Origin of the sequence: Arsenicicoccus sp. UBA6765, assembly GCF_002453335.1 — a bacterium.
GTDB lineage: Bacteria > Actinomycetota > Actinomycetes > Actinomycetales > Dermatophilaceae > Arsenicicoccus > Arsenicicoccus bolidensis.
The window spans coordinates 1-24,307 of sequence record NZ_DKGR01000032.1; the positions used below are offsets into that span (position 1 = coordinate 1).

A 24,307-nucleotide genomic window follows, 5' to 3' on the forward strand; every position below is an offset into this window, starting at 1 on the left:
GGAAGTGGCAGGCGCTGCGGTGCCCCTGGAAGCCGTCCGGACGGTCGATGAACTCGGGCACCTCGGTCTTGCAGATCTCCTGCATCTTCCAGCACCGCGTGTGGAAGCGGCAGCCGGCGGGCGGGTTGGCCGGGGACGGCACGTCACCCTGCAGGACGATCTGCTCGCGCTTGCCGCGCAGCGTCGGGTCCGGCACGGGGACGGCCGACATCAGCGCCTGGGTGTACGGGTGCGTCGTCCGCTCGTAGATCTCGTCCTCGGTGCCCAGCTCGACCATCTTGCCGAGGTACATCACGCCGACGCGGTCGGAGATGTGACGAACGACGGACAGGTCGTGGGCGATGAAGATGTAGGACAGGCCGAGCTCCGTCTGGAGCTTCTCCATCAGGTTGACGACCTGCGCCTGCACCGACACGTCCAGAGCCGAGACGGGTTCGTCGCAGATCAGGACCTTGGGGTTGAGGGCGATGCCGCGCGCGATGCCGATGCGCTGCCGCTGACCACCGGAGAACTGGTGGGGATAGCGGTTGATGTGCTCCGGGTTGAGCCCGACCAGGTCCAGCAGGTCCTGGACGGCCTTGCGACGACCCGACTTGGGCACGACGTCCGGGTGGATGTCGAAGGGCTCGCCCACGATGTCGCCGACCGTCTTGCGAGGGTTGAGCGAGGTGTAGGGGTCCTGGAACACGATCTGGATGTCGCGGCGCAGCTTGCGCATGGCCGCGCCCTTCTGGGCGTACATGTCGATGCCGTCGAAGTCGAGCGTGCCCGACGTCGGCTCCTCCAGGCGCATGAGCAGACGTCCGAGGGTCGACTTGCCGCAGCCGGACTCGCCCACGATGCCGAGGGTCTCGCCCTTGAGCAGTTCGAAGGAGACGCCGTCGACGGCCTTGACCTGACCCGTCGTGGTGCGGAGGATGCCGCCCTTGATGGGGTAGTGCTTGACGAGGTCCTTGGCGACGAGGATCGGCTCAGCCATGGAGCACCTCCTGGGAGAAGTGGCACGCGGACAGGCGGCCGGGGGCCACCTCGAGCAGCTCCGGACGGTCCACGCGACAGATGTCCTGGGCATAGCGGCAGCGCGGGTTGAAGGCGCAGCCCGGGGGGATCCGCATCAGGTTGGGCGGCAGGCCGCCGATCGCCGACAGCGTCTCGCCCTTCTGGTCCAGCCGCGGGATGGAGTCCAGCAGCCCCTTGGTGTAGGGGTGGGCTGGCTTGCGGTAGAGCTCGTAGACGTCCGCCTGCTCGACGATGCGGCCGGCGTACATCACCGCGATGCGGTCGGCGACGTCGGCCACGACCCCGAGGTCGTGGGTGATCAGGATCAGGCCCATCTGACGCTCCTGCTGGAGCTCGGCCAGCAGACCCATGATCTGCGCCTGCACCGTCACGTCGAGCGCGGTCGTCGGCTCGTCGGCGATGAGGACCGCCGGGTCGAGGGCGATGGCCATCGCGATCATGATGCGCTGGCGCATGCCGCCCGAGAACTGGTGCGGGAAGGCCTTGACGCGCGACTTGGCCCCGGGGATCGCCACGCGCTCCATCAGGCGCACGGCCTGCTCGAGCGCGTCGGTGCGGTTCATCCCGCGGTGCTGGCGGAACATCTCGGCGATCTGCCAGCCGACCGGGAACACCGGGTTGAGCGAGCTCAGGGCGTCCTGGAAGATCATCGAGATCTCCGGGCCGCGGACGTGCCGCCGCTGGTCCTCGGGCATGGTCAGCAGCTCCTGCCCGCAGTAGCGGACCGAGCCCTGAGGGATCTTGGCCGGGGGCATGTCGAGGATGCCCATGATGGCCTGGGCGGTCACCGACTTGCCGGAGCCGGACTCGCCGAGGATCGCGAGCGTCTCTCCGGCGTTGAGCGTGAAGTTGACGCCGTTGATGGCCCGCGCGATCCCGTCGGCCGTGTGGAACTCGACGTGGAGGTCCTCCACGTCCAGGAGCCGGCCGTCGGTCGGCTGGTAGGCCGAGCCGGCCTCCTGCGGTGCCCGCGCGTGGCGGGCGGTGTGGGTCGTAGACATGTGTGTGTCAGCCCCTCATCGAGACTTGGGGTCCAGCGCGTCGCGGATGGCGTCACCCAGGAGGATGAAGGCCAGGACCGCGAGGCTCAGGAACAGGCTGGGGAACAGCAGGATGTGCGGCGAGGTGCGCACCGTGTCGAGGGCGTCCGAGATGGCGACACCCCACGAGATGGTGGGCGGGACCAGGCCGATGCCGAGGAAGGACAGCGACGCCTCGGTGGCGATGTAGGCACCCAGGTTGATCGTCGCCACCACGATGACCGGGGCGACGGCGTTGGGCAGGACGTGGCCGAGGATGATCCGGCCCGGCCCGGCGCCGAGCGCCCGCGCCGCCTGGACGTACTCGAGGGACTTGACCTGCAGCACGGCGGAACGCATGAGCCGCGCGATGCCCGGCCAGCCGAACACCGTCATGACCAGCACGACCTTGCCCACGACGACCCAGTAGGACGTGTTGGCGTTGGACGGGAACGAGGCCATGAACAGGATGCCGCCGAGCAGCATGGGGATGGCGAAGAAGATGTCCGTCACGCGCATGAGCAGCGCGTCGAGCCACCCGCCGAGGTAGCCGGCGACGATGCCGAGGGCACCGCCGACGATCGTGGTGCTCAGCGTCGTGAGCACGCCGACGATGATCGACGCCCGCGCGCCGTAGATGGTGCGGGCGTAGATGTCCCGCCCCTGCTTGTCGGTGCCGAACCAGTGCTCGCCGCTCATGGACTCGCGCACGTGGCGCAGGGAGCCGGAGGTCGGGTCGATGCGGGTGAACAGCTGGGGGATGAACGCCATGAGCAGGAAGATGAGGATGAGCGCGGCCGAGATCCAGAAGAGCGGGTTCCTGCGGAGCTGGCGCCAGGCGTCGGACCACAGGGATCGGGCCTCCTCGCCGCCGCCCTGAGCGGGTGCCGGGGCGACCTCGGTGGCGGCGACGGTGGCGGTGTTGGCGTCAGTCATGGCTGATCCTCGGGTCGAGCAGGCCGTAGAGCAGGTCGATGAGCAGGTTGACGAGCAGGAACACGAACACCAGCATCGTCACGGCCGAGACGACGGCGATGCCGTCGCGGTTGCGGATGCCGGTGAAGATGTAGCCACCGACGCCGTTGATGTTGAAGATGCGCTCCGTGATGATCGCGCCGCCGAGCAGGCCGCCGAAGTCGGCGCCCAGGAAGGTGACCACCGGGATCATCGAGTTGCGCATGGCGTGCAGCCCGACGGCGCGCTGGCGGGTCAGCCCCTTGGAGATCGCCGTGCGGACGTAGTCGGCGCGGAGGTTCTCGACGAGGTTGGTGCGCATGAGCCGGGCGACGTAGGCGATCGACAGCGACCCGAGGACGAAACCGGGGAGCACCAGGTCGTAGAGGGTCGGGTCGTTGGCCGCGGTCACGGGGAACCACCGCAGACGCACGCCGAGGAGGTACTGCAGGGTCGAACCGATGACGAACGAGGGGATGGAGATCGCCACGAGGGTCGAGACCATCACCAGGTTGTCGATGAACTTGCCCTTGCGGATGCCGGCGAGCACACCCGCCACGAGGCCGATCACGATCTCGAAGGCGATGGCGATCGCGGCGAGCTTGGCCGTGATGACGTAGCGGGAGGACAGGTCCTCGGCGACGGGGATGTTGTAGAAGTTGGTGCCGAGGTCGCCCTGGACGAGCTTGCCCATGTACTTGCCGTACTGGACGACCAGCGGGTCGTTGAGGTTGTGCTCGGCGCGGAACTTCTCGATGTAGGCGGGGGAGCAGGGGCGCTCGCCGCACTTGCCCTCGGTCGGATCGCCCGGCAGGGCGAACACCATGGCAAAGATCAAGAACGTGGCCCCGATGATCACCGGGATCATCTGCAGGATCCGGCGAATGATGTATTTGGTCACGACACCTCCTCAGGTGGTCGTGCCTGCGGCGGCTGGGCCGCAGACGGCTCGAAGTCGTGCTCCAAGCGTGGAGCTCCGGCGCCCTCGTCCGCCGTGGGGATGGTCGTCGGACGAGCGGCTCACGCGGCGCCCTTGCTCACGTGATGGCTGGGTCTGTACCCCGGTAGGGGTGGATGGGAAGAACGAGCGGCTACAGGGTAACCGGTCCCTGGCTGGGGGCCGGTCGCCGGGGTGATACCCGGGTGCTGCAGGTCCGCGGACGGCGAATCCCGTTGTGCACCGGCCGCCGTCACAGCCGTGGGTGCCCGGCACGTGCCGGGCACCCACGGATCAGGTGTCACCTGTCAGCGGACGACCGCTGGGTCACTTGAGCTTGATGCCCACGTAGTCCGGCTTGCCGAACGCCGAGATCTTGACGTTGGTGACCTTGGGCGACCAGCCGATGGTCGACTTCGGGTACCACAGCGGGATGGCCGGCATCTGCTCCTTGAGCATGCCCTCGGCCTCCTGGTACAGCTCGTTGGCCTTGGCCGAGTCGGTTGCCGCGGCGGCCTCCTTGAGCTTGGCGTCGAAGGCCTTGTTGGAGTAGTCGCCGTCGTTGGAGGAGGCACCCGTGGCGAAGATCGGGGTGAGGAAGTTCTCGATCGACGGGTAGTCCATCTGCCAGCCGGTGCGGAAGAGGCCCTTCATCTCGCGCTTCTTGACCTGCGTGCGGAAGGTCTTGAAGTCGACGACCGGGGTGGCGACGCAGTCGATCGCGAGCGCCTCCTTGATGGACTGGCAGGTGGCCTCGGTCCAGTCCTTGTGCGACGCGTCGGCGTTGTAGGAGAGGGTGAGCTTGCCCTTGAAGCCGCCGGCCTCCTGGAGCAGCGCCTTGGCCTTGGCGGCGTCGTAGGTGCAGAACTCGCCGCAGGCGCCGGCCTTGTAGCCGTTGACCGTCGTGGCGACCCAGCCGGTGGCCGGGGTGCGGGTGCCGTTGAACTGCGACTTGATGACGGCCTCGCGGTCGACGGCCATGGAGATGGCCTGACGCACCTTGGGGTTCTGGACCGCCGGGTCGGCCTTGGCGGAGGCGAAGGTCATCGTGGTGATGCCGCCGTACTCCTTCTGGGCGTTGCGGTCGGGCAGGTCCGTCTTGTACTTGTCGGCGGTGATCGCCGAGGAGGGGATCTCGTCGGTGACGTCCAGGTTGCCGGCCATCACGTCGTTGTAGGCGGCCGAGGAGTCCTGGTAGATCTTGAACGTGATCTGGTCCAGGGAGCCCTTGTTGGCGCCGGAGTAGTTCGGGTTCTTCTTGAGGACGATCGCCTGGTTCTTGGTCCACGACTCGACCGTGTAGGGGCCGGCACCGATCGGCTTGTCGCCGAACGCCTTGGGGTCCTTGGCGAACGAGTCGGGCAGCGGCGCGAAGGCCGAGTAGCCGAGGCGCTCGGGGAGGTTCGAGACCTTGTCCGTGGTCTTGATGGTGAAGGTGGTGTCGTCGACGACCTTCAGGCCCGACATGGTCTTGGCCTTGGGCGTCTGACCCTCCTCGGCCTGCAGGTCGGCGAAGCCCTCGATGGGCTCCATGAAGTAGGACGCGCCCTGGGCGTTGGTCGACAGGGCGGTGTAGTTCCACGCGTCGACGAAGTTCTTGGCCTTGACCTCGGTGCCGTCCGAGAACTTGTAGCCCTTCTTGAGCTTGACCGTGAAGTTCTGGTTGTCCTTGGTCTCGATGGACTCGGCGATGTCGTTCTCGGGCTTGGCCGTGTCGACGTTGTAGTGGACGAGACGCGCGGTGACGGCGTCGATGACGTCACCACCACAGGTCTCGGTGGTGGCGCCGGGGATCAGGGGGTTCTCCGGGTTGCAGCCACGGACGGAGATGGACCCGCCCTGCTTGCCGGCGGAGTCGCCGCTGCCGGTGGAGCCGGAGCTGCCGGAACCGCCGCCACAGGCGGCCAGCAGCATTGCCGACGCCGAGACGGTCGCGGTGAGGGTGAGGCGAGTGGTGGCTCGCATAGGGATAGACCTCCTCGAACGGGTCCGTTGATGGGACGGACCTGTGGTGATCACCCTGACGGATGGCGGCCAGGGTGTGATCCCAGCCGAGCGAGCGCGCCTTTGCCCTCGTGCGAGCGGGGAACCGTGGCCACACTCTAGGTCGGCCCGGGGCCGGGTCCAGACCCCGGGGCGGCGTCGATACCGATTCGTGACCAGACGTGCCGCCGGACGGGCGAGCCCGGCAGCAGTTGGACCGACCACCCCGAGGGGCACGTCTGCGAGACTGGGCCGGTGGATCTCCCGGACCTGTTCGCCGCCCCCGGCAGCTCCGACGCACCCCTGCCGCCCCTCGCGGTGCGCATGCGTCCCCGCTCCCTGGAGGAGGTGCGCGGCCAGTCCGCGGCGCTGCGTCCGGGCAGCCCGTTGCGGCGGCTGATCGAGGGTCACTCGGGTGCGGTCGGCCCCCTCTCCGCGATCCTCTGGGGTCCCCCGGGCACCGGCAAGACCACCCTCGCCCACCTCGTCGCGACCGCCGCCGGCCGCCGCTTCGTCGAGCTGTCGGCCATCACGGCGGGGGTCAAGGACGTGCGCCGGGTGATCGACGAGGCCGTGCGCGAGCGCGACCTCTACGGCCGGACCACCGTGCTCTTCCTCGACGAGATCCACCGGTTCACCAAGGCCCAGCAGGACGCGCTCCTCCCGGCGGTCGAGAACCGCCTCGTCGTGCTGGTGGCGGCGACCACGGAGAACCCGTCGTTCAGCATCATCGCGCCGCTGCTGTCCCGCTCGGTGCTCGTGACGCTGGGGTCGCTGACGGACGCCGACCTGGGGGAGGTGCTGGACGCCGCACTCGTCGAGGAGCGAGGCCTGGCGGGGGAGTTCACGCTCGAGGAGGCGGCGCGCGAGCACGTCGTGCGCATCAGCGGGGGAGACGCCCGCCGCGCGCTCACGGCCCTCGAGGGCGCGGCCGGGGTGGCCCTCGGCGACCTCCCGGTCGGGGACGGTGACCGGGAACCCGTCGTCATCACGTCCGCCCACGTCGAGCAGGCGGTGGAGAAGGCCGTCGTGCGCTACGACAAGACCGGCGACCAGCACTACGACGTCGCCTCGGCACTCATCAAGTCGATGCGGGGGTCCGACGTGGACGCCTCGCTGCACTACCTCGCGCGGATGCTCGAGGCCGGGGAGGACCCGCGGTTCATCGCCCGCCGGGTGGTCATCGCGGCCTCCGAGGACGTCGGTATGGCGGACCCCACCGCGCTGCAGACCGCCGTGGCCGCGATGCACGCCGTGGCCCAGATCGGCATGCCGGAGGCGCGGCTCATCCTCGCGCAGGCCGTCGTCCACAACGCGCTCGCGCCCAAGTCCAACGCGGCCTACACGGGCATCAACGAGGCGATCGCCGACGTCCGCGCCGGCCGCGGGGGTGCGGTCCCCGCCCACCTGCGCGGGTCGGGCTACGCCGGCGCGTCGCGGCTCGGGCACGGCGACGGCTACGTCTACCCGCACGCCCTCGACGAGGGTGTGGCGGCCCAGCAGTACCTCCCGGACGACCTGGACCGCACCGTCGACTACTACCGGCCCACCACGCGCGGCTTCGAGGAGCGCCTGGCGAGCCGGTGGGCGTGGCTGCGGACCGCCCTGCACGACCGGCGGTGAGCCAGGACGCTCGGGGTAGGCTGGCCGCAGACGCCACGACCCCTCGGAGGTGAGCGCCGTGGTCCCCGGCACCCGTCGCGCAGTGATCGCAGCGACCGCAGCACGCGCAGCGGCCGCCGCGAGCCACGCGGTGGGCCGAGCCCGAGCTATCTAGGGGCGGCCGCCCCCGCTCCGGCCTGCGTGCGCGCAGGCGACCCCTCCCCGTCATTCGACTGCTCTGCCAGGCCCCGGCCGATGCCCGCGCCTGCACCCCGAACCTGTTGTGAGAGAAGGACTGACCCGTCATGGAAACCGCCGAGATCCGCCGTCGCTGGCTCGCGTACTTCGAGGGCAAGGGACACACCGTCGTCCCCAGCGCCCCGCTCCTCTACGACGACCCCAACCTGTTGTTCGTCAACGCCGGCATGGTGCCGTTCAAGCCGTACTTCCTGGGGCAGGAGACCGCCCCCTACCTCCGTGCCACGAGCGTGCAGAAGTGCGTGCGCACCGGCGACATCGAGGAGGTCGGCAAGACCACCCGCCACGGCACGTTCTTCCAGATGAACGGCAACTTCTCCTTCGGCGACTACTTCAAGAAGAAGGCGATCCGCTTCGCCTGGGAGCTCGTCACCGGGCGCCAGGAGGACGGCTTCCTCGGCTTCGACCCAGACAAGGTCTGGGTCACGGTGCTCGGCCCCGGCTACCACCCGGACTACCCCGAGGGCGACAAGGAGGCCTACGACCACTGGGTCGCGGTGGGCGTCCCGCCGGAGCGGATCCAGGGTCGCAGCCTCAAGGACAACTACTGGCACATGGGTGTCGAGGGCCCGGGCGGCCCCTGCTCCGAGATCTACATCGACCGCGGCGCGGAGTACGGCCCGGACGGTGGCCCCGAGGCCGACGAGGACCGCTTCCTCGAGATCTGGAACCTCGTCTTCCAGACCGAGGAGATCACCGACGTCAAGGCCAAGGACGATTTCCGCGTGGTCGGTCCGCTCCCCGCCAAGAACATCGACACCGGCATGGGCCTGGAGCGCGTCGCCTTCCTGCTCCAGGGCGTGGACAATCTCTACGAGATCGACGAGGTCTATCCCGTCATCGAGCGGGCCGAGGCGATCTCCGGCCGGACGTATGGCGCGAACGACGACGACGACGTCCGCTTCCGCGTGGTCGCCGACCACGTCCGCTCGTCCCTCATGCTCATCGGTGACGGCGTGACCCCGGGCAACGAGGGTCGCGGCTACGTGCTGCGGCGGCTGCTGCGCCGCGCGGTGCGCTCGATGCGCCTGCTCGGCGTGACCACGCCCGCCCTGCCGGAGCTGCTGCCCGTGTCGATGGAGCAGATGAGCCGGTCCTATCCCGAGCTGAAGCGCGACTTCTCGCGCATCAGTCAGATCGCGTATGCCGAGGAGGAGGCCTTCCGCCGCACCCTCACGAGCGGGACCACGATCCTGGACAGCGCGGTCTCGGCGGTCAAGACCTCCGGCGCCGGCGTGCTGGGCGGCGACAAGGCCTTCCAGCTCCACGACACCTATGGCTTCCCGATCGACCTGACCCTCGAGATGGCGGCCGAGCAGGGCGTCTCCGTCGACGAGGAGGGCTTCCGCCGCCTCATGGGCGAGCAGCGGGCCCGGGCCAAGGCGGACGCCAGGGCCAAGAAGCAGGGGCACGGCGACGCCCACGCCTACCGCGAGCTGGCGGACGCCCTCGGCCACGCGGTCGAGTTCACGGGCTACGACGAGGTCCGGTCCGAGGCGCGCGTCTCGGGTCTGGTCGTCGACGGCGAGTCCACCCGGTCCGCGGCCGCGGGGCAGGACGTCGAGATCGTCCTCGACCGCACCCCCTTCTACGCCGAGGGTGGCGGCCAGCTCGCCGACGGAGGGCGGATCGAGCTCGACAACGGCGCCGTCATCGAGGTGCGCGACGTCCAGAAGCCCATCCACGGCCTCATCGTCCACAAGGCCACCGTCGTGTCCGGCGAGGTCGTGCCCGGCCTGGCCGCGCACGCGCTGGTCGACCTGCAGCGCCGCCGCGCGATCAGCCGCGCCCACACCGCGACCCACATGGTGCACAAGGCGATCCGCGAGGCCCTCGGCGACACCGCGACGCAGGCCGGGTCCGAGAACGCCCCCGGGCGCTTCCGGTTCGACTTCAACGCCACCTCCGCCGCGCCGGTCTCGGTGCTGAACGAGGTCGAGTCCAAGGTCAACACGATGCTGCTGGAGGACCTCGAGGTCCGCGCCGACGTGATGACCCAGGAGGAGGCCGTCGCCACCGGCGCGATGGCGTTGTTCGGCGAGAAGTACGGCAACGAGGTCCGCGTCATCTCCGTCGGCGAGTGGGCCCGTGAGCTCTGCGGCGGCACCCACGCGCAGCGGTCGGGCCAGCTCGGTGTCGTCAAGCTCCTCGGCGAGGCGTCCATCGGCTCCGGCGTGCGCCGGGTCGAGGCCCTCGTCGGCTCGGACGCCTACGACTTCCTGGCGCGCGAGGCCGCGATCGTCGGCCAGCTCACCGCCGACCTCAAGGTCCGCAGCGAGGAGCTGCCCGAGCGCATCTCCTCGATCCTCGGCAAGCTCAAGGACGCCGAGCGCGAGATCACCGCCATGCGCCAGCAGCAGGCGCTCGCCGCGTCGGGCCGGCTCGCGAGCGAGGCCAAGGACGTCTACGGCGTCAGCTTCGTCGGCCACCAGGCCCAGGGCGTGAGCGGCGACGACCTGCGGGCGCTCGTCCTGGACCTGCGCGGGCGTCTCGGCAACGACCGCCCGGCCGTCGTCGCGGCGGCGACCGAGTCCAAGGGTCGCCCCGTCGTCATCGTGGCCACCAACGAGCGGGCCCGCGAGTGGGGCATCAAGGCCGGCGAGCTCGTCCGCGTCGCCGCGCAGACGCTCGGCGGGGGCGGTGGCGGCAAGGACGACCTGGCCCAGGGTGGCGGGCAGGATGCCGCCAAGATCGGCGATGCGCTGACCCAGGTCGAGTGGACCGTCGGGGCCCGCGCCACCCAGCGGTGACCCGTGGCTGACCTGCCCCGCGGCGTGCGCCTCGGCGTGGACGTGGGCACCGTGCGTGTCGGGGTCGCCCGCAGCGACCCGGACGGCCTGATCGCGACGCCCGAGGCGACCGTGGCGCACGTGCCCGGACGGCACACGGACGTCGCGGCCGTCGCCGCCCTCGCGGCCGAGGTCGGGGCGTCCGTCGTCTATGTCGGGCTGCCCCGCACCCTCGCCGGGGGAGAGGGCGAGTCGGCGCGTCGGGCGCGCGAGTTCGCCGCCGGTCTCCTAGGCTCGACCCCGTCCGCCGCCGGTGGCCCGAGCGTCGAGGTCCGCCTCGTCGACGAGCGACTGACCACGGTGGACGCCGCACGACAGCTCCGCGACAGCGGGCGCCGGGCCCGGGCCCAGCGCCAGGTCATCGACCAGGCCGCCGCGGTGCTGATCCTCCAGGTGGCCCTCGACCACGAGCGATCCACCGGGAGGAGGGCCGGCTCCTCGACCGAGGCGGAGCCCGGACCCGCGGTGGACGCCAGTCGCGCCACCGCCTCGATCCCCGCCCGCCCCCGCAAGGCGCGGCACCGGGGACGGGGAGCCGGCGCCCGGCCCGAGGCGCCGGTCGAGCCCGACGACAAGGACCCCAGCCCGTGACCGACCAGCACCTGAGCGACTCGATCTTCGGCGGTCGGGACGGGTCCGGCCCCGGTGACCACGGGCGAGGCGGCACGACGGGGGCGTCACCGACCGGCCGTCCGCCGCACCGGCGCCGGCGCGGCCCGCTGCTGATCCTCCTGCTCCTGGTCGCCCTGGCCGCTGCCGTGCTGGTCGCCGGGCTCGTGCTCAAGCCCGTCGTCGCCGGCTTCCTCGGCGGCGGTGACTACGCCGCGAGCGACGCCACGGGCAAGAAGGTGCCGGTGACGATCGCCGCCAACGCCAACGGCCGGGCCATCGGGGACACCCTGGAGAAGGCCGGCGTCGTCAAGTCCGCCGGTGCCTTCGTCGACGCCGCGCGCGAGGACACCCGTGCGCAGTCGATCCAGCCGGGCGACTACCTCATGGCCGAGCACCAGCCGGCCAAGGCCGCCCTCGCCTACCTCGCCGACCCCAAGAACCGCGTCGTCAAGCGCGTGACCGTGCCCGAGGGCATGCGGGCCAGCGAGGTCTACAAGGTCCTGTCCAAGGCGTCCGGCATCCCGGTCGCGGACTACGAGAAGGCCGCCAAGAACACCGCGGCGCTCAACCTCCCGAGCTCGGCCAAGGGCAACGTCGAGGGCTACCTGTTCCCCTCGTCCTACGAGTTCAAGGCCAAGAGCACGGCCGCCGAGCAGCTCGCCGCCATGGTCGCCAAGACCAAGGACGTCCTCGCCGAGCTCGGGGTGAGCGACGGCAAGGCCGAGCGCGCGATCATCATCGCCAGCATCGTCGAGTCCGAGTCGCGCCTCGACGCGGACCGCGGCAAGGTCGCCCGGGTCCTGGAGAACCGCCTCGCCGTGCCGATGCGCCTGCAGCTCGACTCCACCGTCGCCTATGCCACCGGCAAGCGGGTCATCACGACCACCGACGAGGAGCGCGCGCAGGTCAACGGCTACAACACCTACACCCGCGACGGCCTGCCCGTCGGGCCGATCGGCAACCCCGGCGAGGCCTCCATCAAGGCGGCCGTCAACCCCGCGCAGGGGCCCTGGCTGTTCTTCGTGACGATCAACCCGGCGACCGGCGAGACTGTGTTCACCGAGAACAAGGCGGATCACGACAAGGCCGTCCTGCGGTTCCAGGCGTGGTGCCAGGCGCACAAGGGCCAGTGCTGAGGGCGGGCGTCCTCGGGTCGCCGATCGCCCACTCGCTGTCGCCGGTGATGCACCGCGCGGCCTACGCGCACCTGGGGCTGTCGGACTGGACCTATGACCGGCGCGAGTGCGAGGCGGCCGAGCTGCCCGCACTCGTGGCGGGCCTGGACGAGAGCTGGCGGGGCCTGTCGCTGACCATGCCCCTCAAGGAGGCTGCGCTGTCGCTGGCCACCACGGTGGACCCCGTGGCCGAGAGCGTGGGCGGCGCCAACACCCTCGTGCGGCGGCCCGACCTCGGCTGGGACGCCTACAACACCGACGTGCACGGCGTCCGCCAGGCGCTGGCGGACCACCGCGTCACGTCGGCCCGGCACGTGCTCGTGCTCGGGTCGGGGGCGACCGCCCGGTCGGCCCTCGCCGCCGTGCGCGAGCTGGGCGCCCGGACGGTGGCGTTCGGCATACGGTCCGAGGTCCGGCCCGAGACCGGGGACCTGCTCGACGAGCTGGGCGTCGCCTGGTCGGCTCACCCGCTCGACGAGGTGAACGCCCTCGTCCGCGACGCGGACCTCGTGATCGACACCCTCCCGGGTCGCGGGGCGGACGCCGTCGCCGCGCAGCTCGCCGACGTGCCCCGGCTGCCGGCGCTGTTCGAGGCGATCTACGAGGACTGGCCGACCACGCTCGCGCGGACCTTTGCCGCCACGGGTGCCCCGGTCGTCTCCGGGCTGGAGATGCTGGCCCACCAGGGTGCCCTGCAGGTCGAGCTCATGACGGGGCGCCCCGTGCCCGCGTCCGTGCTGCTCGACGCCGCGTCTGGAGCGTGGACGGGGCGCTAGCCCACCCCACGCGGCGTGGGAGGATCGAGGACATGCTGCGTTGGTTGACTGCCGGTGAGTCGCACGGCCCCGCCCTGGCCGCCACGATCGAGGGCCTGCCGGCCGGGATCCGCGTGACGAGCGACGACATCGCCGGGGCCCTCGCCCGGCGCCGCCTCGGCTACGGCCGCGGTGCCCGGCAGAAGTTCGAGCAGGACGCGATCGAGATCATCGGCGGCCTCCGGCACGGGCTCACCCTCGGCAGCCCGGTCGCCCTGCGGATCGGCAACTCCGAGTGGCCCAAGTGGCAGACCGTGATGAGCCCCGACCCCGTCGAGGACGCCGCGTATGCCGCCAGCGACGACGTCAACGCGCCGAAGGAGATCGCGCGCAACAAGCCCCTCACGCGCCCGCGCCCCGGCCACGCCGACCTCGTCGGCATGCAGAAGTACGCGTTCGAGGACGCCCGCCCCGTGCTCGAGCGGGCGAGCGCCCGCGAGACGGCGGCCCGCGTGGCGCTGGGCGCGATCGCGGCGGCCCTGCTCGAGCAGGCCTACGGCATACGGCTGGTGTCGCACACCGTCGCCATCGGGGAGGCCGGCGTGTCCGACGACGCGGCGGTGCCCGGTCCCGACGACGTCGCCGCGCTCGACGCCGACCCGGTGCGGGCGTTCGACCAGGCCGGGAGCGCCGCGATGGTCGCCGAGATCGACGCGGCCCACAAGGACGGTGACACCCTCGGCGGCGTCGTCGAGGTCGTGGCCGTCGGACTGCCGCCGGGCCTCGGCTCGCACGTCCACTGGGACCGGCGCCTCGACGCGCGGCTCGCGGCGGCCCTCATGGGCATCCAGGCCATCAAGGGCGTGGAGGTCGGCGACGGCTTCCGCACCGCCCGGCGGCGGGGGAGCGCCGCGCACGACGAGCTCGAGCGTGACGGCGAGGGGCGGATCGTCCGGCGCAGCAACCGCGCCGGCGGCACCGAGGGCGGCATGTCCAACGGCGACACCCTGCGCGTCCGCGCCGCCATGAAGCCCATCTCCACCGTCCCCCGGGCGCTGGACACCGTCGACGTCCTCGACCCGGATGCCGAGGCCACCGCGATCCACCAGCGCTCCGACGTCTGCGCCGTCCCGGCGGCCGGGGTCGTGGCGGAGGCGATGGTGGCCCTGGTCCTCGCCGAGGCCTGCCTGGAGAAGTTCGGGGGCGACAGCGTCGCCGAGACGGCGCGCAACCACCGCGCCTACCTCGACGCCATCCCCGAGGCGATGCGCTGATGATCGTCCTCGTCGGCTTCATGGGCGCCGGCAAGTCCACCGTCGGGCGCCAGCTGGCGGCGCGCACCGGCCTGCCCTTCGTCGACAGCGACGCCGCGCTGGTCGAGCGCCTCGGGATGCCCATCCCGGACTACTTCACCGAGCACGGCGAGACGGCCTTCCGTGACGCCGAGCGCCGCACCGTCCTCGACCTGCTGGCCACGCAGGAGCCGTGCGTGCTCGCCCTCGGCGGAGGGGCTCTCGGGTCCGCGGAGGTCGTGGCGGCCCTCGCGTCGCACCAGGTCGTGCACCTCGACGTCGACCTCGACGAGGCCCTGACGCGAGCCGGTGACCCGGCGGGGCGACCGATGCTGCGCCGCCACGACGTGCCGCAGCTGTACGCGTCGCGGCGCCCCGTCTACGAGAACGCCGCGGACGTCGCGGTCGACACCACCGGCCGAGACGCCGGTGAGGTCACCGAGTCGATCATCCATGCCCTCCCGCGGCGCTCGCGGCCGCAGGTCGTGCTGGTCGGGCCACCCGGCTCGGGCAAGTCCGCCGTCGGCCACGCCCTGGCCGAGCTGCTCGGGGCGGGCTGCACCGAGACCGATCGCGAGGTCGAGCGCCTCGCGGGCACACCGGTGTCCGAGGTCTTCGTCGACCTGGGGGAGCCGCGCTTCCGCGAGCTCGAGCGCGAGGCGACCATGCAGGTGCTGACCCGCGACGGCGTCGTCGAGATCGGTGGGGGCGCCATCACCGACCCCACCGTGCGCGAGGCCCTGCGCGACCACACCGTCGTCTTCCTCGACGTCGGCATCGCCGACGCGGCCAGGCGCATCGGCTTCGACCAGAGCTCGTCGATGGTGGCTCTGCTGCCCCGACGCTCCTGGATCAGGCACATGGAGACCCGGCGGCCGCTCTACGCCGAGGTCGCCACCTGGACGGTCGACACCGCCGGCCGCAGCGTCCAGGACGTCGCGGACCAGGTCGTCGAGCTCCTCCAGGGTGGCAGCGCATGAGCAACGCCGTCGCAGGCACGACGATCCCGGTCGGCGACGCCTACGACGTCGTCGTGGGGCACGACGTGCTCGACCGCGTCCCCGGCCTGCTGCGGGACGGCGTGCTGCGGGTGCTCGTCGTGTCCTCTCCCGCCGTCGAGACCTGTGCCTCGCGGGTCGCCGGGGCCCTCACGGCGCACGGCCTGCAGGTCCACCGCGCCGAGGTGCCCGACGCCGAGAGCGCCAAGTCGGCCGACGTGCTGGTGCGGCTGTGGTCGCAGCTCGGCCAGGCGGGCTTCACCCGGTCCGACGCGGTCGTGTGCGTGGGCGGGGGGACGGTCACCGACCTCGGCGGATTTCTCGCCGCCACCTGGCTGCGGGGCGTCGACGTCGTGCACGTGCCCACGACGCTGCTCGCCATGGTCGACGCCGCCGTCGGCGGCAAGACCGGCATCAACACCCCCGAGGGCAAGAACCTCGTCGGCGCCTTCCACGAGCCGCGCGGCGTCGTGTGCGACCTCACCACCCTGGCGACCCTCCCGCGCGCCGACCTCGCCGCCGGCCTGGCCGAGGTGATCAAGGGCGGCTTCATCGCCGACCCCCGCATCCTCGAGCTCGTCGAGGCCTCGCCCGAGGCCGCCCTCGACGTCCACGGGCCGGTGCTCCGCGAGCTCGTCGAGCGCAAGATCCGGGTCAAGGCGTCCGTCGTCGCGGCGGACCTGCGCGAGTCCTCGCTGCGCGAGATCCTCAACTACGGCCACACCTTCGGCCACGCCGTCGAGCAGGTCGAGTCCTATCGCTGGCGGCACGGTGACGCGGTCGCGGTCGGCCTCGTCTTTGCCGCCGAGCTCGCTTGCGCCGCAGGGCTGCTCGACCGATCGGTGGTCGACCGGCACCGTCGCGTCCTTGCCGCCGTGGGCCTGCCGACCTCGTATGCCGACGGCCGCTGGACCGACCTGCTCACCGCCATGGCCCGGGACAAGAAGTCACGCGGGGCCACCCTGCGCTTCGTCGCCCTGACGGACGTCGGGTCGCCCACGCGTCTTGAGGCACCGCGCGAGGAGTGGCTCGAGGCGGCGTACGACGCCGTCAGCCGAGGTCGTGGTGCCACGCGCCCGTGACCGCGTGGGTCCACCGGACGCGGTGGACGTCGTGCAGGTGGTGCACCCGGGCCGTAAGGTCCTCACCCCACGGTCCCGTCCACCCGAGGTGCCAGGCCCGATCGGTGACGATCAGCGTCTGCGGGTCGCAGGTCCGCCACGGGCCACCCACCGTCTCGCGGAAGGTCACCCGCTGGCCGTCCTGACGGGCGCCGGCGATGGCCCAGACCTTGGTCAGCAGCGACTCGTGCAGCACCCGGTCGCTCCGTGGGTCCCGCACACCGGCCAGGACGTCCGGGAGCAGGCCGCCCTCCACCAGCCTGGTGCGTAGGCGTGCCCTGCCACCGGGGCCGAGCAGCCGTGCCGTCCGGACGAAACACTCAGCGGCGGTGCCGCCACCCAGGTCAGGGGCGTCGGTCATGATCAGCGCCGACCCCATGGCCACCGACAGGGCCTCGTCCTCGTCCAGCGCCAGCAGCGTGTCCGCCGCGGGGGAGGGGCCCTCCAGCAGGATGCTCCCCCACCGGTCCTGCGAGGTGGTGAGGCCCACCCCCGCGCCGCGCAAGGCCTCGACCTCGCGCAGGATCGTCCTGCGGCTGGTGCCGAGCTGCTCGGCCAGCCCGGCGCTCGACCGCCCCGGCCCGCGCTGGAGCATCGAGAGCAGGCGAACGATCCGGGTGATCCGGTCGGGCGTGTCGTCGGTGGTCACCCGTCGAGTGTGCGATCTCGCGGTCGGAGCAGAGGATGGTCCTCCACAGCCCGGTCTGGGTCGCGATGGGACGGCCGCAGACCTGTGGACAACCCGCACGGTGGACTACGGGCGCGGTGGACTGAGGGAGCGGGGGAGGACAGGGGTGGGCGGTCCGCGGGGCTGGGTGGTGGTCGACAGGCGGACTTGCCACAGATGACGGTGCGGGTGTCATGAGACAGCACGTGTCATCTGTGGCAAGCGCAGAGATCGCACCACCCCGACCCCCGGCGCGGCCCCCGGGACAGGGTGGGTCAGAGCAGGCCGGCGTCGTGCATGCGGATGGCGATCTGCACGCGGTTGTCCGCCTCGAGCTTGGTCAGCAGGTGCGTGACGTGGGACTTGACGGTGGCCACGGAGAGGTAGAGCGAGGCCGCGATGTCGGCGTTGGTGCGGCCCTCGCCGATGGCCAGCGCGATCTGCCGCTCGCGGTCCGTCAGGCCCGAGACGAGGGTGGCGGCGCGGCGCTCGCGCGTGTCGCTGGTGCGGGTGGACACGGCGTGGATGAGCTGCTGGGTCACGGTCGGCGACAGCATGGGCTCGCCGGCACGCACGCGATGGATCGCCTCCACGATGTGCGCCGGGGGAGTGTCCTTGAGGAGGAACCCGCTCGCGCCGGCGCGCAGGGCCCGCAGCACGAGGTCGTCGGCGTCGAAGGTCGTCAGCACGATGACCTCCGGGTGACCGGCGCGCGCCACCAGGTGCTCGGTGGTCGTGAGCCCGTCCTGGCGGGGCATGCGGATGTCCATGAGCACCACCGCCGGACGCAGCTCGGTGACCAGGCGCTCGGCCTCGAGGCCGTCCCCGGCCTCGCCGACGATCTCGATGGAGGCGTCACCACCGAGGATGAGCCGCAGGCCGGCTCGCACCAGCGCGTCGTCGTCCACGAGCAGCACGCGCACGGGGTCGGTCATGAGTCCTCCGGGGGCCAGGGCAGGTCCGCGCTGACACGATAGCCGCCCTCGGGGGCCGGCCCGTGCGTGAGCGTGCCGCCGACGATGGTCGCGCGCTCCGCGAGCCCCACCAGCCCGAGCCCGGCGCCCCCGATCGAGGCGGACGGCGGGCGCCATACGGGCATGGGCTCGTTGACCACCTCGAGGTGCAGGCCGGCCCCCGGCGCACCACGCACGAGCACCCGGGTGTCGGCGCCCGGTGCGTGCTTGCAGACGTTGGTCAGGGCCTCCTGGACCATGCGGTAGGCGTGGCGTCCGACGGCGACCGGGGGTTGCTCCCCGGCCGGGACGTCGATCGTCAGGTGCGTGGGAAGCCCTGCGGCACCAGCCTCCTCGACGAGGGCGCCGATGTCGGCGAAGGTGGGCTGCGGCGCCTCGACGGACTCTTCCGTGCCGCCGACCGGGGTGCTGCGCAGCACGCCGAGGATCTGGCGGAGCTCGGCGAGGGCCTGCATGGAGGTGCCCTGGATGATGGCGGCCTCCTCGCGGATCTGCTCGCGGGACAGGTCCTCCCGGTAGGCGAGGGCGCCGGCGTGCATGGACACCAACGAGATCCGGTGCGCCAGCACGTCGTGCATCTCGCGCGCGATGCGGGTGCGCTCGCCCTCGCGCGCGGACGAGACCCGTTGTGCCTGCTCGCGCTCCGCGGTCTCGGCGCGCCATCGCCAGGTCGCGAACAGGTCGCGTCGGGCCCCGATGTAGAGCCCCCAGGCGACGTGGGCGGCGATCAGGACGACCACGATCCCGGCGTCCACCATGAGGGGCAGGGGGTCGACCGCGGGATAGATACGACCGTTGACGACGGCCGCGAGCACCGTGGCGGCGCTCGTCAGGGCGATCGGCTGCCAGCGCCGGCGGGTCGCCACGGAGATCAGCCCGATGCCGGCGGCGCCGGCCCCCAGCACGGAGAACGCCGACAGGAGCTGCAGCGCGAGGGGGACGGCCAGGGGCCAGCGGCGGTGCAGGGGCAGCAGGGCCAGCGCGACCACGCCGAGGCACACGTCGACGGTGCGCACCCAGCCGGCCACCGGGTTGGCCAGCAGCGGGTCGAGCATCAACCCGTACAGCGTGAGCCCGAGCGCGAGCGCCACGACCTCTCGCCACACGTGCCCCCAGACCGAGATCGGCTCCCACCGATCTGGGGCACGGCTGCTGCTCATGGCAGCAGCCTAGGAGCCGGACGGGCGTGGGCGCGTCATCCCAAGGTCGGCGCGACCGTGGCCGATGGTCGACGGCGGTATGGCGGAAGGCCCGATGCGCGGGGCGCAGGACACGGGCCAGGCTGGTCACCATGATCGAGATCGACCACCTGACCAAGAGGTACGGCGCCTTCACCGCCGTGGACGACGTGTCCTTCACCGCCCGACCGGGCGTGGTGACCGGCTTCCTCGGGCCGAACGGCGCGGGCAAGTCCACCGCCATGCGCGTCATGTGCGGCCTGACGCCGGCTTCCTCGGGGGAGGCCCGGATCCTCGGGGCGCGCTACCGCGACCTGACCAACCCCGCCTCGCAGGTCGGCACCCTGCTCGACGCCTCGGCCCAGCACGTGGGCCGCACGGGGCGCGAGGCCCTGACCCTCGCGGCGATTGCCATCGGCGCTCCCCGCTCCCGCGTCGACGAGATGCTCTCGCTCGTCGGTCTCACGCCCGACGAGTCACGTCGCCGGCTGCGCAACTACTCCCTCGGGATGCGCCAGCGCCTCGGCATCGCCGGCGCGCTGCTCGGCGACCCGCAGGTCCTCATCCTGGACGAGCCCGCCAACGGCCTGGACCCGCAGGGCATCCACTGGATGCGCGGGCTGCTGCGCGGGTTCGCCGACCAGGGCCGCACGGTCCTGCTGTCCTCGCACCTGCTGCACGAGGTGGAGCAGACGGCCGACGAGATCATCATGATCGGCCGCGGGCGCATCGTGGCCCAGGGCTCCACCCGCGAGCTGCTGGCCGGCCAGGGCACGGTCGTGGCCTCGCTCGACGGGGCCCGGCTGGCCGAGGCGCTGCGCCGGGACGGTCACGCCGTCACCGGTGCAGCCGGCGGCGAGCTGACCGTCGACGCCGACGCCGAGACCGTGGGCCGCGTCGCTCTCGAGGCCCAGGTGGTCCTCACCGCACTCCGTCCGGCGCAGGGGGCCGGGCTGGAGCAGATGTTCCTCGAGCTGACCGCGGGCGACGCGCGCGGCACCAACGGGCAGGAGGCCGCGGCATGAGCACCGCGACGACCCACGCACGCACCGACGGCGGTGGGGCCGGCCACGGCACCGCGGCCACCACCGGCGGTCGCCCCGGCATCCCCTTCGGGCGGCTGCTCCACGTCGAGCTGCGCAAGCTCGTCGACACCGCGTCCGGGCGGTGGCTGCTCATCACGATCGGCCTGGTGACGGCCGCCGCGATCGGGCTGGTCCTCGTGTTCGCCGAGCGCGAGAGCCTGACCTTCATGACCTTCCTGGGGGCCACGTCGACGCCGCTCATGCTGCTGCTGCCCGTGCTGGGCATCCTCACCGCCACGTCGGAGTTCTCCCAGCGGACCGGGCTGGTCAGCTTCACCCAGGAGCCGCGCCGGCTGCGGGTGGTGGCGGCCAAGGCGGTCGCCGCCTGCCTCGTCGCGGTCCTCGCCGTGGCGCTCGCGGTCGCGCTCGCCGCCGCGGCCAACGGCCTCGCCATGGCGATCAAGGACGCGCCGGGCACCTGGCCGACCGAGTGGGCTCCCATCGGCGGGGTGCTGCTGGCGATGATCCTCAGCGTGCTGCAGGGCGTGGCCTTCGGGCTGCTCATCGTGGTGCCGGGGGCTGCCATCGCCGCGTTCTTCATCCTGCCGACGGTGCTGACGATCCTCACCGCCAGCGTCGCGTGGTTCCGCGACGCGGCGCCCTGGATCGACACCAGCCGGTCGACCGCCCCGCTGCTGAGCGGCGAGATGACCGGCACGGACTGGCAGCACCTCGCCACGTCCTACGGCCTCTGGGTGCTGCTCCCGCTCGTGGTCGGCAGCGCGCTGCTGGCCCGTCGAGAGATCAAGTAGGCGAACGGTCGCCGACGGCACACCGACGGCACACGGCTCCGGGCCGGTCATCTCCGAGGGGGGAGATGCCCGGCCCGGTCGTGGTGCCCGGCGCCGACGCGGGCGGAGGGGCTAGGCGGACTTCTGCACGGTGATGGTCCAGCCCGCGTCACCGGCGCGGTCGAAGCTGGTCACCGGGTAGCCGTTCTCGGCGGCCCAGCGGGGGAGGGCGTCGGTGGCCTGGGTGCAGTCGAAGTTGATGATCAGCTCGTCACCGAGCTCGATCTGCTCCATGGCCTGCTTGGCCTCGACGAGGGGGAAGGGGCAGACCTGGCCCTCGGTCCCCAGCGTGTACTTCACGATCGTTCTCCTAGCGTGGGGGGTGGGATGACGGTGCGGCCGCAGGGGCCGGGTTGCCTTGGGTTGCCTGGGTGACTGGATCCGCCCGGGGTCACGGGGTGGGCGTGAGGCGGAGCGTGGGGGCGGCGGGCGCCGCGGCGGCGTCCACCGCGTCGGCCCCGGTGAGCGCGCCCTCGCGGCGGTGGGTGCCGACGAAGAACTTCACGCCGATGCCGGTGCCGAGCACCATGAAGACGAGCGCGACCCAGCCCTGGTAGGTGAACTGCGCGGTCTGGACCATGGCGTTGCCGATGGTGCAGCCGCCGGCGAGGGAGGCGCCGACGCCCATGAGCGCCCCGCCCACGACCGAGCGGGTGGCCTGGCGGGCGTCGGGGACGCGGACGCGGAACTCGCCGGACGCCTTGGCCGCGACGAAGGAGCCGACCAGCAGGCCGAGGACGAGGAACACGCCCCAGTCGACGGATGCGCCGTTGCCGGTCACGAGCCAGCGGACGAGGTTGGCCGAGGGGGTCGTGATGCCGAGCCCGTCGGGACGACCGGCCGCGAAGCTGAGCGGCCAGGCCGCGATCGCGATGAGACCGATCACCAGGGCCGTGGCGAACGCGTGCCAGGGCTTCTCGAGCAGGAGGTGGGCCAGGCCGGAGCGGCGGGCGGGCAGGCTCGCCATAGGGACTGGCGGGAGAGGTGACGGACCGTGGCCCAGCCGACCGCGGCGACGAGCACGAGCACCAGCACCCAGGGCGACACGCCGAGCGAGTCGTGGATCGTGGTGCCCGGCACGGTGTGCGAGCGCATCTCGGTGTTGAAGTCCTTGAGTGCGCCGTACTTCATGACGGCGGAGAACAGGGCGTACATCCCGAGGGCGATCCAGGAACCGACGAGGCCCTCGCCGGCGCGGTAGTAGGTGCCGGTGGCGCTTGGCGGACAGCTCGATGACGCCGAGCGACTGCAGCGCGAAGACGCCGATGCTCTGGACGGCGACGACGATCATGAACGCCGTGAACCACCGGGGCAGGGGGCGGGGGGGGGGTCAACGAGTGTTGCTAACCATGACTCCCGCTTATGTGTTCCCGTCCAGCCCGCCCACAGGTCGGGCAGGGGCTACTCGGCGTCGGCGCTCTCGGGAGCCTCGCCGCCCTGCGGAGCCGTGCCGAGCATGATCGCCGAGATCTCCTCGGCGAGCGCGGGCCCGAGCTCGCCCCAGCCCGGCTCGTAGGCGTACCGCTCGCCCAGGGACACCCCGCCTCCGTCGCCGTCCAGCAGCTCCACGTCGTCCACGGTGATCAGGGCCGGGTGGAGCACGCCGCAGGCCTCGGCCACCTTCAGCAGGTCCCTCCGCACGGTCATGAGGTAGTTGGCCAGGCGCACGGACTTGAGGGCCGGATCGATGCCCCGGGCGAGCCACGGATTCTGCGTGGCCACGCCCACGGGGCACGTGTCGGTGTGGCACTTCTGCGCCTGGATGCATCCGATGGCCAGCATGGCCTCCCGGGCGACGTTGACCATGTCGCACCCCATCGCGAAGGCCACGACCGCGTTGTCGGGCAGGCCCAGCTTGCCGGCACCGATGAAGGTGACGTCGTCGGTCAGGCCGCGACGGGCGAAGATCGAGTAGACCCGGGGGAAGCCCATGCGGAAGGGCAGGGACACGGAGTCGGAGAAGGTCAGCGGAGCGGCTCCGGTGCCACCCTCCCCGCCGTCGATGGTGATGAAGTCGACCCCGCGCGTGCGGTCGGCCATCAGCTCCGCCAGCTCCTCCCAGAAGGCCAGGTTGCCGACGGCGGACTTGATGCCCACGGGCAGCCCCGTGCGCTCGGCGATCGTCTCGATCCACTCCAGCAGACCGTCGACGCTGTCGAACTCGCCGTGCCGCGAGGGGGAGATGCAGTCCTGGCCGACCGGGATGCCGCGGATCTCGGCGATCTCCTCGGTGACCTTGGCCGCAGGCAGCACCCCGCCGAGCCCGGGCTTCGCGCCCTGGGAGAGCTTGATCTCGATGGCGCGGACCGGCGCCGACTCGACCAGCGCGGCGAGCTGGTCCAGGTCGAACCTGCCCTGCTCGTCCCGGCAGCCGAAGTAGGACGTCCCGATCTGGAAGATGAGGTCGCCGCCCTGGCGGTGGTAGGGAGACAACCCGCCCTCGCCGGTGTTGTGCAGGGCCCCGGCGATCCCCACGCCGGCGTTGATGGCGCTGATGGCGTTGGGCGACAGCGAGCCGAAGCTCATCGCCGACACGTTCACCACGGACTGCGGGCGGAACGCGTGGCGCCGCCCGCGCGGGCCCCCGAGGACCTTCGCTGACGGGAGGACGACCTGCTCCGCGGCGTGGTCGTGCGTCGGTGGGGCGACGTCCGCGAAGGTGCGGTGCTTGATGACCGCGTAGTTGGCGGCCTGCTCCATGTCGTTGTCGGACCCGAAGCCGAAGTAGTTGTTCTCCTTCTTGGCCGACGCGTAGACCCAGCGCCGCTGGTCCCGGCTGAACGGGCGCTCCTCGTCGTTGGCGGCCACGACGTACTGTCGCAGCTCGGGCCCGATCGCCTCGACCAGGAAGCGGCCGTGGCCGATCACGGGGAAGGTGCGCAGCAGCGAGTGCCGACGCTGGGTGAGGTCGTGCGCGGCGACGCCGGCGATGGCGGCGAGTCCCCCGAGGGCGGCGGTGGTGAGCTTCATGCCCCGAGTGTGGGCCCTGTCGCGGCCCTGCGCCGGGTGTCGGCGTGAACCGGCGCGGACGGCATACCGGCTAGACTGGCGCGGAAACCCTGGTGACCCGAGGCGCTGCAGCGCGCCCCCGACGACA

20 protein-coding genes and 1 pseudogene are annotated in these 24,307 nt (G+C 71.9%); 10 read left to right on the plus strand and 11 right to left on the minus strand.

The features are described 5' to 3' along the window. The 5 genes from B4K29_RS08830 to B4K29_RS08850 all read right to left on the minus strand — a co-directional run. Positions 1 to 979: ABC transporter ATP-binding protein (locus B4K29_RS08830; protein ID WP_286967093.1), on the minus strand; the 979-nt coding region annotated here is incomplete at its 3' end. Then, positions 972 to 2,021, minus strand: coding sequence for an ABC transporter ATP-binding protein (locus B4K29_RS08835; RefSeq protein WP_029210420.1), 1,050 nt, complete (start codon positions 2,019 to 2,021; stop codon positions 972 to 974). The genes B4K29_RS08835 and B4K29_RS08830, both read right to left, overlap by 8 nt. 15 nt (positions 2,022 to 2,036) lie before the next feature. Continuing rightward, on the minus strand, positions 2,037 to 2,975 hold the full coding sequence (locus B4K29_RS08840) for an ABC transporter permease (protein WP_286967094.1): 939 nt from the start codon (positions 2,973 to 2,975) through the stop codon (positions 2,037 to 2,039). Next, positions 2,968 to 3,894, minus strand: coding sequence for an ABC transporter permease (locus B4K29_RS08845; protein ID WP_029210422.1), 927 nt, complete (start codon positions 3,892 to 3,894; stop codon positions 2,968 to 2,970). The genes B4K29_RS08840 and B4K29_RS08845 overlap by 8 nt, the downstream gene beginning before the upstream one ends. Before the next feature lie 363 nt (positions 3,895 to 4,257). Then, positions 4,258 to 5,895 carry a peptide ABC transporter substrate-binding protein gene (locus B4K29_RS08850; protein ID WP_286967095.1) on the minus strand — a complete coding sequence of 546 codons (1,638 nt, stop codon included), beginning with the start codon at positions 5,893 to 5,895 and terminating at the stop codon, positions 4,258 to 4,260. A gap of 273 nt (positions 5,896 to 6,168) precedes the next feature. On the opposite strand from B4K29_RS08850, the gene B4K29_RS08855 reads away from it, so the two are divergent. The 8 genes from B4K29_RS08855 to aroB all read left to right on the plus strand — a co-directional run bounded on the left by B4K29_RS08855 (position 6,169) and on the right by aroB (position 16,476). Next, positions 6,169 to 7,536, plus strand: a complete 1,368-nt coding sequence (locus B4K29_RS08855) for a replication-associated recombination protein A (RefSeq protein WP_029210424.1) — start codon at positions 6,169 to 6,171, stop codon at positions 7,534 to 7,536. A 284-nt stretch (positions 7,537 to 7,820) separates the two neighbouring features. Beyond that, positions 7,821 to 10,523 (plus strand): alanine--tRNA ligase, encoded by a 2,703-nt coding sequence (gene alaS / locus B4K29_RS08860; protein WP_286967096.1) that lies wholly within the window; start codon positions 7,821 to 7,823, stop codon positions 10,521 to 10,523. Positions 10,524 to 10,526: 3 nt separating this feature from the next. Then, positions 10,527 to 11,153, plus strand: coding sequence for a Holliday junction resolvase RuvX (gene ruvX, locus B4K29_RS08865; RefSeq protein WP_313666865.1), 627 nt, complete (start codon positions 10,527 to 10,529; stop codon positions 11,151 to 11,153). Continuing rightward, entirely contained in the window at positions 11,150 to 12,310 is a 1,161-nt protein-coding gene (mltG, locus tag B4K29_RS08870; protein WP_286967097.1) for an endolytic transglycosylase MltG, read from the plus strand. The genes ruvX and mltG overlap by 4 nt, the downstream gene beginning before the upstream one ends. Then, positions 12,304 to 13,125 carry a shikimate dehydrogenase gene (locus tag B4K29_RS08875; protein WP_286967098.1) on the plus strand — a complete coding sequence of 274 codons (822 nt, stop codon included), beginning with the start codon at positions 12,304 to 12,306 and terminating at the stop codon, positions 13,123 to 13,125. Before mltG ends, B4K29_RS08875 begins: the two co-directional genes overlap by 7 nt. Positions 13,126 to 13,157: 32 nt before the next feature. Continuing rightward, on the plus strand, positions 13,158 to 14,378 hold the full coding sequence (gene aroC / locus B4K29_RS08880) for a chorismate synthase (RefSeq protein ID WP_286967099.1): 1,221 nt from the start codon (positions 13,158 to 13,160) through the stop codon (positions 14,376 to 14,378). Continuing rightward, positions 14,378 to 15,376: a shikimate kinase gene (locus tag B4K29_RS08885; RefSeq protein WP_029210430.1), complete on the plus strand. Its 999-nt coding sequence runs from the start codon at positions 14,378 to 14,380 to the stop codon at positions 15,374 to 15,376. Before aroC ends, B4K29_RS08885 begins: the two co-directional genes overlap by 1 nt. Then, complete coding sequence (gene aroB, locus B4K29_RS08890) at positions 15,373 to 16,476, plus strand: 3-dehydroquinate synthase (protein ID WP_019286137.1); 1,104 nt, start codon at positions 15,373 to 15,375, stop codon at positions 16,474 to 16,476. The genes B4K29_RS08885 and aroB overlap by 4 nt, the downstream gene beginning before the upstream one ends. Here aroB and B4K29_RS08895 read toward each other — a convergent pair. The 3 genes from B4K29_RS08895 to B4K29_RS08905 form a co-directional block, all read right to left on the minus strand. Next, entirely contained in the window at positions 16,445 to 17,164 is a 720-nt protein-coding gene (locus B4K29_RS08895; protein WP_239266458.1) for a helix-turn-helix transcriptional regulator, read from the minus strand. The two genes, aroB and B4K29_RS08895, sit on opposite strands and share 32 nt — an antisense overlap. Positions 17,165 to 17,457: 293 nt before the next feature. Then, a complete protein-coding gene (locus B4K29_RS08900) occupies positions 17,458 to 18,117 on the minus strand; it encodes a response regulator (protein WP_239266460.1) in 660 nt (219 codons plus the stop codon). Next, positions 18,114 to 19,316: a sensor histidine kinase gene (locus B4K29_RS08905; protein WP_029210434.1), complete on the minus strand. Its 1,203-nt coding sequence runs from the start codon at positions 19,314 to 19,316 to the stop codon at positions 18,114 to 18,116. Before B4K29_RS08905 ends, B4K29_RS08900 begins: the two co-directional genes overlap by 4 nt. Before the next feature lie 131 nt (positions 19,317 to 19,447). Between B4K29_RS08905 and B4K29_RS08910 the strand changes: the two genes are divergently transcribed. Continuing rightward, positions 19,448 to 20,359 (plus strand): ABC transporter ATP-binding protein, encoded by a 912-nt coding sequence (locus tag B4K29_RS08910; RefSeq protein ID WP_205621800.1) that lies wholly within the window; start codon positions 19,448 to 19,450, stop codon positions 20,357 to 20,359. Continuing rightward, entirely contained in the window at positions 20,356 to 21,171 is an 816-nt protein-coding gene (locus tag B4K29_RS08915; protein WP_019286130.1) for a hypothetical protein, read from the plus strand. Before B4K29_RS08910 ends, B4K29_RS08915 begins: the two co-directional genes overlap by 4 nt. Positions 21,172 to 21,282: 111 nt before the next feature. On the opposite strand, the gene B4K29_RS08920 is transcribed toward B4K29_RS08915, so the two are convergent. The 3 genes and pseudogenes from B4K29_RS08920 to B4K29_RS08935 all read right to left on the minus strand — a co-directional run bounded on the left by B4K29_RS08920 (position 21,283) and on the right by B4K29_RS08935 (position 24,180). After that, entirely contained in the window at positions 21,283 to 21,510 is a 228-nt protein-coding gene (locus B4K29_RS08920; RefSeq protein ID WP_019286129.1) for a sulfurtransferase TusA family protein, read from the minus strand. Positions 21,511 to 21,601: 91 nt separating this feature from the next. After that, positions 21,602 to 22,365 (minus strand): annotated as a pseudogene (locus tag B4K29_RS08925) (YeeE/YedE family protein). A gap of 246 nt (positions 22,366 to 22,611) precedes the next feature. Next, a complete protein-coding gene (locus tag B4K29_RS08935) occupies positions 22,612 to 24,180 on the minus strand; it encodes an FMN-binding glutamate synthase family protein (protein ID WP_286967100.1) in 1,569 nt (522 codons plus the stop codon). Between the last annotated feature and the right edge of the window lie 127 nt (positions 24,181 to 24,307).

Coding starts and splice junctions, on each gene's coding strand:
- B4K29_RS08835 (WP_029210420.1), bottom strand. CDS start 2,021: ATGTCTACGACCCACACCGCCCGCCACGCGCGGGCACCGCAGGAGGCC.
- B4K29_RS08840 (WP_286967094.1), bottom strand. CDS start 2,975: ATGACTGACGCCAACACCGCCACCGTCGCCGCCACCGAGGTCGCCCCG.
- B4K29_RS08850 (WP_286967095.1), bottom strand. CDS start 5,895: ATGCGAGCCACCACTCGCCTCACCCTCACCGCGACCGTCTCGGCGTCG.
- alaS (WP_286967096.1), top strand. CDS start 7,821: ATGGAAACCGCCGAGATCCGCCGTCGCTGGCTCGCGTACTTCGAGGGC.
- aroC (WP_286967099.1), top strand. CDS start 13,158: ATGCTGCGTTGGTTGACTGCCGGTGAGTCGCACGGCCCCGCCCTGGCC.
- B4K29_RS08885 (WP_029210430.1), top strand. CDS start 14,378: ATGATCGTCCTCGTCGGCTTCATGGGCGCCGGCAAGTCCACCGTCGGG.
- aroB (WP_019286137.1), top strand. CDS start 15,373: ATGAGCAACGCCGTCGCAGGCACGACGATCCCGGTCGGCGACGCCTAC.
- B4K29_RS08900 (WP_239266460.1), bottom strand. CDS start 18,117: ATGACCGACCCCGTGCGCGTGCTGCTCGTGGACGACGACGCGCTGGTG.
- B4K29_RS08905 (WP_029210434.1), bottom strand. CDS start 19,316: ATGAGCAGCAGCCGTGCCCCAGATCGGTGGGAGCCGATCTCGGTCTGG.
- B4K29_RS08910 (WP_205621800.1), top strand. CDS start 19,448: ATGATCGAGATCGACCACCTGACCAAGAGGTACGGCGCCTTCACCGCC.
- B4K29_RS08915 (WP_019286130.1), top strand. CDS start 20,356: ATGAGCACCGCGACGACCCACGCACGCACCGACGGCGGTGGGGCCGGC.
- B4K29_RS08935 (WP_286967100.1), bottom strand. CDS start 24,180: ATGAAGCTCACCACCGCCGCCCTCGGGGGACTCGCCGCCATCGCCGGC.